Origin of the sequence: Streptomyces mayonensis (assembly GCF_018982965.1) — a bacterium.
Lineage (GTDB): Bacteria > Actinomycetota > Actinomycetes > Streptomycetales > Streptomycetaceae > Streptomyces > Streptomyces mayonensis.
On the sequence record NZ_JACBYP010000192.1, the window covers coordinates 1 to 8537 of the forward strand.

At 73.3% G+C, this 8537-nt stretch carries 9 protein-coding genes; 2 read left to right on the forward strand and 7 right to left on the reverse strand.

Annotated elements, in window-relative coordinates:
- Positions 1 to 124: 124 nt before the first annotated feature.
- Together HZS56_RS36365 and manD are read right to left on the reverse strand one after the other, a co-directional pair.
- Complete coding sequence (locus HZS56_RS36365) at positions 125 to 1582, reverse strand: mannitol dehydrogenase family protein (protein WP_216725082.1); 1458 nt, start codon at positions 1580 to 1582, stop codon at positions 125 to 127.
- Between the two features lie 26 nt (positions 1583 to 1608).
- A complete protein-coding gene (gene manD, locus HZS56_RS36370) occupies positions 1609 to 2817 on the reverse strand; it encodes a D-mannonate dehydratase ManD (RefSeq protein WP_308408240.1) in 1209 nt (402 codons plus the stop codon).
- 89 nt (positions 2818 to 2906) lie between these two features.
- Between manD and HZS56_RS36375 the strand changes: the two genes are divergently transcribed.
- Positions 2907 to 3620, forward strand: coding sequence for a GntR family transcriptional regulator (locus HZS56_RS36375; RefSeq protein WP_216725084.1), 714 nt, complete (start codon positions 2907 to 2909; stop codon positions 3618 to 3620).
- Between the two features lie 211 nt (positions 3621 to 3831).
- On the opposite strand, the gene HZS56_RS36380 is transcribed toward HZS56_RS36375, so the two are convergent.
- Positions 3832 to 5106 carry an AI-2E family transporter gene (locus tag HZS56_RS36380; protein ID WP_216725085.1) on the reverse strand — a complete coding sequence of 425 codons (1275 nt, stop codon included), beginning with the start codon at positions 5104 to 5106 and terminating at the stop codon, positions 3832 to 3834.
- Positions 5107 to 5166: 60 nt separating this feature from the next.
- A complete protein-coding gene (locus HZS56_RS36385; RefSeq protein ID WP_216725086.1) occupies positions 5167 to 5361 on the reverse strand; it encodes a DUF3046 domain-containing protein in 195 nt (64 codons plus the stop codon).
- 81 nt (positions 5362 to 5442) lie between these two features.
- Between HZS56_RS36385 and HZS56_RS36390 the strand changes: the two genes are divergently transcribed.
- The gene (locus tag HZS56_RS36390) at positions 5443 to 6477 is read left to right on the forward strand and encodes a hypothetical protein (protein WP_253915477.1); all 1035 of its coding nucleotides are present in this window, start codon (positions 5443 to 5445) and stop codon (positions 6475 to 6477) included.
- Between the two features lie 41 nt (positions 6478 to 6518).
- On the opposite strand, the gene HZS56_RS36395 is transcribed toward HZS56_RS36390, so the two are convergent.
- Genes HZS56_RS36395 through HZS56_RS36405 form a run of 3 tightly spaced genes read right to left on the reverse strand, consistent with a single transcriptional unit; the run spans position 6519 to position 8478 of the window.
- Complete coding sequence (locus HZS56_RS36395; RefSeq protein WP_216725087.1) at positions 6519 to 6827, reverse strand: AzlD domain-containing protein; 309 nt, start codon at positions 6825 to 6827, stop codon at positions 6519 to 6521.
- On the reverse strand, positions 6824 to 7615 hold the full coding sequence (locus HZS56_RS36400) for an AzlC family ABC transporter permease (RefSeq protein ID WP_216725088.1): 792 nt from the start codon (positions 7613 to 7615) through the stop codon (positions 6824 to 6826). The genes HZS56_RS36395 and HZS56_RS36400 overlap by 4 nt, the downstream gene beginning before the upstream one ends.
- On the reverse strand, positions 7612 to 8478 hold the full coding sequence (locus tag HZS56_RS36405) for an AraC family transcriptional regulator (RefSeq protein ID WP_216725089.1): 867 nt from the start codon (positions 8476 to 8478) through the stop codon (positions 7612 to 7614). The genes HZS56_RS36400 and HZS56_RS36405 overlap by 4 nt, the downstream gene beginning before the upstream one ends.
- Positions 8479 to 8537 lie beyond the last annotated feature (59 nt).

Sequence of the window (8537 nt, forward strand, 5' to 3'; positions counted from 1 at the left end):
TATCTACACTCTGCATTTCGTCGGCTGCGTCTGTTGTGTATAAGAGCCAGGGCCCGCGGTGCGGAAAGGGGGCTGTGGTGCAAGAGGGGGCTGTGGCGCGGCAACGGCCGTGGTGCAGGGAGTGTCAGATCTCGACGCGGCCCGCCCGCAGCGCCGGCAGCCGGTCCGCCACGGTTGCGGTGAGGGCGGTGTCGTCGGCGAGGTCCGTCGCGCCGACGGTGCGCAGCAGCGCGCCCACCGTCCCCGCGGGACGGTCGCCGGCGCTCCAGCAGGCGGCGAGCGCCTCGGTCGCGGGGTCCTGCCGGCCGGGGGCGCCGGGCCGGGTGCCGAGCGCCCAGGCGGCGAGGGCGAGGGCGAGGACCGGCGTGTCCGCGCCGCTCGCGCGCAGTTCGCGCAGGGCGGGCAGCCAGCGCTCGGTGATCTTCAGGGAGGCGTCGGAGCCGATCTGGCGCAGCGTGTGGCGCATCGCCGGGTTGCGGAACCGGGCGACGAGTTCACCGGCGTACGCCTCGGGATCGGGACCCCCGGCCGGCAGGGTGGGGGCGACCTCCGCGCACAGCGCCCGGACGAGCCGCTCGCCCCACTGCGTCGCCATGGCCTCGGCGACGGTGGCGCTGCCGGTGGCGAGACCCAGGTGGGCCAGGGCCGAGTGGGAGCCGTTGAGCAGCCGCAGCTTGGTGAGCTGGTACGGACCGACGTCGGGCACGAACAGGGCACCGTCCCGCTCCCAGGGCGGCCGGGGCGCGGCGAACGAGTCCTCCAGGACCCAGCTGCGGTACGGCTCGCCCGCCACGGTCAGGGCGTCGTCGAGGCCCAGCGCGGCACGGGCTGCCGACCGGTCGGCGTCGCTCGTCGCGGGCACGATCCGGTCGACGACGGTCGACGGGAAGGCCACCGCGTCGTCCAGCCGGGCCAGCACCGTCTCGCGGTCCGGCCAGGCCGAGGCCCGGACGAAGTCGCGCACGACACGGGCCAGTACGGCACCGTTGCCCGCCATGTTGTCGCAGGAGACGACGCTGACGGGGGCCGCGCCGGACCGCATCCGGGCGGCCAGGCCCGTGGCGAGCCGGCCCACCACGGTGGTGAGCGGAGCGCCGGGCGGAGCGGCCAGGTCCGTGGCGACGGGACCCGCCGCTGCGTCCAGGCCGCCCGTCACGGCCGACCGGTGGTAGCCCTTCTCCGTCACCGTGAGGGTCACCACGCTCACCCGGGGATCGGCGAGCAGCGCGTCGACCGCCTCGGCGTCGGGGCCCATCGCCAGGGCGCCGACCACCGTCCCGACGACCCGGCAGGCAGGTCCGTCGGGACGGCGCTCGACGACCGAGTACAGGCAGTCCTGCTCCCGCAGGGCGCGCACGGTGGCGGTCGAGCGGGGCGCGACCGCGGTGATGCCCCAGGGCTCGCCGGAGACTGCGGCGGCGTTCTCGGTACAGAGGGCCTGGTGCGCCCGGTGGAAGGCACCGGGCCCGAAGTGGACGACGCGCGGGAGCAGTCCGGCCGGGTCGACGGCGGGCCCCAGGCCGGGCGCCAGCCGCGACAGCGTCGTACGGTCGAGGCGGGGAAGGGCGTGTCCGGTGCTCACGTGTCCGGCACCCGTGTGTCCGGTGCTCACCAGTCGTGCACCGAGCCGTCGAGACGACGCGCCACGGGAAGATAGCGCCGCCGGTACGGGAAGCGCTCGGCGGCCTTGTCGTCGTACTCCACGCCGAGCCCCGGCTCGTCGGAGGGGTTGAGGTACCCGTCGGCGAACGTGACGCCGGAACGGAACACCTCATGGGTCTCCTCCGCGTGCCCCATGTACTCCTGGACGCCGAAGTTCGGCACGGTGACGTCGAGGTGGACGGCGGCGGCCATGCTGACGGGAGAGAGGTCGGTGGCGCCGTGCGATCCGGTACGGACGTGGTACAGCGCCGCCAGGTCGAATATCCGCCGCAGGTGGGTGATGCCGCCCGCGTGCGCGACGGTGGTGCGTACGTAGTCGATGAGCTGCCCGGTGATGAGGTGCTGCACGTCCCAGATCGAGTTCATCACCTCGCCGACCGCGATCGGCGTGGTGGTGTGCTCGCGGATGAGCCGGAACGCCTCCTGGTTCTCCGCCGGGGTCGGGTCCTCCATCCAGAACAGCCGGCAGTCCTCGACGCTCCGGCCGAAGCGGGCGGCCTCCATCGGCGTCAGCCGGTGGTGCACGTCGTGCAGCAGGTGGAAGCCGAACCCGAACCGCTCCCGGACCGCCTCCAGGTAGCGCGGCGCGAAGTCCAGGTAGGCCTCGGTGTCCCAGGGCTGTTCCTCGGGCAGGTCGGTGGCGGCCGGCTCGTAGATCCTGCCCTTGCGCACCCCGTACGTGCCGCCGACGTCCGGAACCGCAGCCTGGGCCCGCACCGCGCGGTAGCCCAGTTCGAGGTGGCGTTCGACGTCGTCGAGGAGGGAGGGGGTGTCGGTGCCGCTGGCGTGCGAGTAGACCAGCACGCCGTCGCGGGAGCGGCCGCCGAGGAGCTGGTACACGGGCAGGCCCGCGACCTTGCCCTTGATGTCCCACAGCGCCGTGTCGACGGCCGATACCGCGGTCATCGTCACCGGGCCTCGGCGCCAGTACGCACCCTTGTAGAGGTACTGCCACATGTCCTCGATGCGGGCGGGGTCCCGGCCGACGAGCAGGGGCGCCACGTGGTCCCGGAGGTAACTGGCGACGGCCAGTTCCCGCCCGTTGAGCGTGGCGTCGCCGAGTCCGGTGACGCCGTCGGTGGTGGTGATGCGCAGCGTGACGAACGTGCGGCCGGGGGAGGAGACGAGCACCTCGGCCCGCTCGATCTTGCTCACTTGCGGCTCCATCCTGTCGTGCAGTACTTGTATGGAAGCACTTGTCGCACAGCAGGGCAAGACCCTCCTTCGGTACGTAGGATGTGCGCATGGCTCAATCGAACGAGCGGCGGACCAGTCGGCGCGACATCTACCTCAGGCTGCGCCAGATGGTCCTGACCCTCGAACTCGCCCCGGGCGCCGCGCTGTCGGAGAACGAACTGGCCGCCTCACTGGGCGTCAGCCGCACCCCGGTGCGGGAGAGCCTGATCCTCCTCGCCCAGGAAGGACTCGTGCAGGTCTTCCCGAAGATCGGTTCGTTCGTCTCACGTGTCGACGCGGGCCAGGTCGCCGACGCCCAGTTCCTGCGCGAGGCGGTGGAACTCTCCTCCCTGGAGGACCTTCCCGGACAACTCGACCCCGAGATCGTCGAGGAACTGCGGAACAACCTGGAGCGTCAGCGCCGCCCCGGCCTCGACCGCGAGGAGTTCTTCGCCCTGGACGAGCTCTTCCACCGCGACCTGATGCGGCTGAGCGGTCACGGCAACTCCTGGACCACCGTCGCCGCCGCCAAGGGGCACCTCGACCGGGCCCGCCGTCTCGGCCTGCACGGACACGAGTCCCCGGCCGTCTTCGCCGACCAGCACCACGAGATCCTCGCCGCGATCACCGACGGCGACACCCCGGGGGCCCGTGCCCGGATGCGCGACCACCTCAGGGCCGTCTTCAACGACATCGAGCGCATCCGCGCCCGTTCCCCCGAACTCTTCGCCTCCGACCCGGCGACGGTGCCGGTACGGCGGAACGTGGTGGTGTGGGAGTAGGACACCGCGCGGCGTTCCCGCAGGTCGTGTCGGGGCCGTGGGCGCCGGGTGCGGGCCGTCCTCGCCGTACTGGCGCGATGCGGTCCTCGCCGTACTGGCGCGATGCGGTCCTCGCCGTACTGCCGGCAGCACCGCCCCGGCCGTGCTGACGGAACCCTCCCCGCCCGTTCACGGGTTCACAGGCCCCGTCCCCGCGTGCTGACACGGTCCGTCAGGCGGGACCGCCGTCCTCAGCCCCTCGACCGCCCGGCCCGCGCTGCCCCGGCCGACGGGCCCACAGGCTGCGTATCCGCGTGCCGGCCGAGGGCCCCGGCGGACGGTTCCGGCGCCCGTGGACGCGCGGGTCGTCCGTGACGTCGTACCGTCTGACGTAGGCCCCGAGGAACGCCTGCAGCGTGGCGATCGCGGGGATGGCGATCAGGGCGCCGACGGCACCGAGCAGTGCGGTGCCCGCGATGACCGACCCGAAGGCGACCGCCGGATGGATGTCCACGGTTTTCGCCGTCAGCTTGGGCTGCAACATGTAGTTCTCGAACTGCTGGTAGATCACCACGAAGACCAGCACCCACAGCGCGTACCAGGGGTTGACCGTGAAGGCGATCAGCATGGGCAGGGCACCCGCGAGGTAGGTGCCGATGGTGGGGATGAACTGCGACACCAGGCCCACCCAGACGGCGAGCGCGGGAGCGTAGGGCACCTCCAGGATCTCCAGCAGGACGTAGTGCGCTATGCCGGAGATCAGCGCCATCAGACCACGTGAGTACAGGTACCCGCCGGTCTTGTCCACGGCGATCTCCCACGCGCGCAGCACCTCGGCCTGCCGGGCGGGCGGCAGGACGGAGCAGAGCCCCCGCCGCAGCCGGGGGCCGTCGGCGGCGAAGTAGAAGGAGAACAGGAAGATCGTCAGCATCTGGAAGAGGCCGCCGAGGACCTGGGCCGACACGTCCAGGACACCCGTGGCGCTGTTCTGCACGTAGTTGCGCAGCCAGTCGGAGCGGAGCAGGCCCTCCTGGATGTCGACCCGCCGCAGCTCGGTGTGGAAGTGGCCGTTGACCCAGTTGATCACGGAGTCGAGGTACTCGGGGAACTCCTCGACCATCTTGACGATCTGGCCCGCGAGCATGGAGCCGAGCAGCGTGACGAACCCCGCGGTGGCGATCAGCACGGCGAGGAAGACGAGGAAGGTGGCGAAGCCGCGGCGCATGCCGCGCGCGGCCATCCAGCTCACCGCGGGTTCGATGGCGAGGGCCAGGAAGAACGCGATGAGGACGTTGATCAGCAGGCCGGTGAGCTGGTGGAAGGCCCAGCTGCCGAGCTGGAAGGCGGCGAAGAGCGCGAGGGCCAGCACCATGGCACGCGGCAGCCAGCGCGGCATGCGGGCGCCCGGCCCGGCGCCACCGCCCGCCGGAGGGTCCGGAGGGGGCGTCGTGCCGCCGGACGGGGATGCTTGCCGGGCCGGCTGCCCGGTCTCGTCAGTGGATGCCACGGGCCAAGTCTCGCCCACGCCGCCGACACCCGGCCCCGCTCCGGTGATCTCCGGCGAACGTCACCGCATCTCCCGGGGCACGTCCATGACCGTGCAGACCACCCGCCACACGTCCTTGGCGTCCCAGCCGGCGTCCAGCGCCTCGCGCACCGTACGCCCGCCGAGCTCCGCCATCACGTGGTCGCGCGCGAAGGTGTCGGCGTACCCCGGACCGAAGTGGTCCGTCATCCGCTCCCAGAAGACCGTCAACCGCATGAGACCAGTATCCCGCCCCTGGGAGTGGGCCCCGACCCGGGGCCGGGCGCCGGGACCGCTCGGCGGCCTACGGTCTGTGCCATGGCAGAAACCAGAGCTTCCCGACGCCCGCCCACGGGTCCCGTGCCCGCCCCGGACGCGTGCTCCGCGCGCGCGGAGCACGATTCACCGTCCGCGCGCGAGGAGCACGACTCCCCCTCCGCGCCTGCAGAGCACGACTCGGCGCTCGCACGCGCGGAGCGGTTCGTATGGCTCACGGCGCGCGTACTGGAGCAGCGCCTGTTCGCCCACCACTTCCGGGGCGGGGACGCCGGCCCGGTGGAGACCGCGCTGGACGCCTACCGCAATGAGGACGGCGGATACGGCCACGCGCTGGAGCCCGATCTCCGCGGTCCGGTCAGCCAGCCGCTGCACACCGCGCGCGCCCTGCGCGTCCTGGACGCCGTCGCGCGCTGCGGCGGCCGGCGGATCGAGCGGATCTGCCGCCATCTGACCTCCGTGTCGACGCCGGACGGCGCCCTGCCTGCGATCCTGCCCAGTCAACGCGGGTATCCGACCGCGCCCTTCGTCCCGGTCGTGGACGACCCGCCGGGGGAGCTGCTCGCCACCGGTCCAGTGGTCGGTGTGCTGCACCGCAACGAGGTGTGGCACGCCTGGCTGTTCCGCGCCACGGACTTCTGCTGGCAGGCGGTCGAGTCGCTCGAGGACTCGCACCCGTACGAGGTCGAGGCCGCAGTGGCCTTCCTGGACGACGTTCCCGACCGCCCCCGCGCGCGGGCGGCGTCGGACCGGCTGGGCCGCCTGGTGCGCGAGCGGCGCCTCGCGGTGCTGGACCCGGACGACCTCGGCACGTTCCCGGTCTCCCCCGGCTACGCGCCCGGCGAGCACCACTTCCCGCACGACTACGCGGGAAACCCGCGTTCCCTCGCGCGCGCGTGGTTCACGGACGCGGAAATGGCGCGTTCCCTCGACCATCTCGCTGCTCAGCAGGAGGACGACGGCGGCTGGCCCGTGCGGTGGCGGCGCTGGGCACCGGCGCCCGCCCTGGAGGCCCGCCCCGCGGTGACCGTCGAGGCACTGCGCACGCTCCGCGCCTACGGTCGGGACATCGACTGACCGTCCCACCCCTGCGGCCCGGTCGCCAGGGCGCGCCCGGCTCAGCCGCCCAAGGCCCGTACGCCCGCGGTCACCGCCACGGCCGCCGCGACGACGAGGAGGAACGGCGCGCGCAGCAGCAGGGCCACCGCGGCCGCGGCGACACCCGCGGCCCGCGCGTCCACGACGAGCGTCTGCCCCTCGGCGAAGGTCTGCTGGGCGGTGAGCGCCGCGAGGAGGGCGACGGGCAGCAGGGCTGCGAGCCGGCGGACCAGCGGCCGTTCCAGGGCGTCCGCGGGCACGAGCAGCCCGGCGAGCTTCACCGCGTAGCAGCCGACCGCGGTCGCGGCGATCGCGATCCAGACGCTCATCGCCGCTCCTCCCCCGAGGCTGCCTCCCGGTTCTCGCGGCCCGAGGACGCCTCGCGGTTCTCGGGGCCCCGCGCAGCGCCGTCGGCGCGGCGTCCGTGTGCCCACAGGACGAGCGGTGCCGCCAGTGCGGCCGCCAGGACGGGCACTCCGGCGGGCAGGACGGGCAGCAGGCCGAGACCCAGCAGGACGGCCAGCGCGGCGACCGTGCGCTCGGTGGTGTTCGTCAGCATCGGAGCCAGCAGCGCCAGGAAGACGGCGGGGCCGGCCGCGTCGAGCCCCCAGGCCTCGGTGTCGCCGATGGCCTCCGCGCCCAGCGCGCCGAGCAGTGTGGTCAGGTTCCACAGCAGGTACAGGGTGAGACCGGTGACGGTGAAGCCGAGCCGGACGGCGCGCCGGGTGGGCTGTGCGAGGGCCACGGCCGTCGTCTCGTCGATGACCCACTGCGCGGCGAACGGCCGCACCGCGCGGGGGAGGGCCAGCAACTGCGACAGGCGCAGTCCGTAGAACGCGTTGCGCACGCCCAGGAAGAAGGCGCCCGCCGCCGCGGTGAGCGGATTGCCGCCGGCCGCGAGCGCCCCGACGAGCGCGAACTGGGACGCACCGGTGAACACCAGGAGGCTGAGCGCGCACGTCTGGGCCAGGGTCAGTCCGCTGCCGGCCGAGGTCACCCCGAAGGCGAACCCGGACAGTCCGACGGCGACTCCGACCCCCAGGGCGTCCCGTACGACGGCGGCGTCGGACTTGTCCTCGACGGTGTTCGCATCGAGGAGGGCTGTCTGTTCAGTCACGCCTCGGACGGTAGGAGCAGTCGGCGCCGCGCGTCTTGTACGTTCTTGCGCTCCCGCTGGTAGGCGCCGGGCGGCACGCCGACGATCCGCGCGAAGTGCCGGTTCAGGTGCGGCTGGTCGGTGAAGCCGACGGCGGCGGCGGCCTCGGCCGGTGGCCTGCCGGCGTCGAGCAGTCGCCGCGCGCAGCGCACCCGGGCGTCCGTCAGCCAGGTGTGGGGTGGCATGCCGTAGGCGTCCCGGAAGGCCCGCAGCAGCGCGAACGGGCTGCTCCCCAGCTCCGTGGCGAGCTGCTCCAGGCTCGGCGGGTCGGTCATGCGCTCCTCCAGCGCGGCACGCGCGCGTGCCGCGGTCTTCGCTCCGGCCGTCCGCACCTTCCGCCGGGGCAGCAGGCCGCCGTTGAGCCGCAGCAGCCGGGTGACGACCACCCTCAGCAGGGTGTCGGCGGCGAGCGCGTTGCCCTCGTCGGCGGCCCGCAGTACGCGGTGCACCAGTTCGACGGTGTACGGGTCGTCGAGCACCGGCCGGACGAACCCGGGGGTACCGCGCAGCGTCGTAGTCTCCGCCGCTATCCCGGCCACCAGCTCGGGAGCGGGGTAGACGGCGCCGTACCGCCACCCCTCCGGCACTCCGGCCCGGCCCGTGTGCGGGGTGTCGGGGTTGACGAGAGCGAGGGAGCCCGCGCCGGCGTACTGGTCGCTGCCGCCGTGGTGGAAGATCTCCGCGCCGTCGGCGATGGCGGCGATGACGAAGTGCTCATGGGTGTGGCGCACGAAGGTCTTCCGCACGTACCGCGCCCGCAGCAGGTCGACGTCGGGCAGCTCCGCGTACCGCCAGTGCCGCGCCCGCTCTCCCGTTCCCGCCATGCCCCCATTGTCCGTCACCCGCCCACGACCCCCACCGACCCCCGCTCCCGACCTGGCCT

Excerpts from the sequence above, each read along its gene's own strand:
- HZS56_RS36385 (WP_216725086.1), bottom strand. The coding sequence starts at position 5,361 with ATGCGGTTGACGGTCTTCTGGGAGCGGATGACGGACCACTTCGGTCCG.
- HZS56_RS36390 (WP_253915477.1), top strand. The coding sequence starts at position 5,443 with ATGGCAGAAACCAGAGCTTCCCGACGCCCGCCCACGGGTCCCGTGCCC.
- HZS56_RS36395 (WP_216725087.1), bottom strand. The coding sequence starts at position 6,827 with ATGAGCGTCTGGATCGCGATCGCCGCGACCGCGGTCGGCTGCTACGCG.
- HZS56_RS36405 (WP_216725089.1), bottom strand. The coding sequence starts at position 8,478 with ATGGCGGGAACGGGAGAGCGGGCGCGGCACTGGCGGTACGCGGAGCTG.
- HZS56_RS36375 (WP_216725084.1), top strand. The coding sequence starts at position 2,907 with ATGGCTCAATCGAACGAGCGGCGGACCAGTCGGCGCGACATCTACCTC.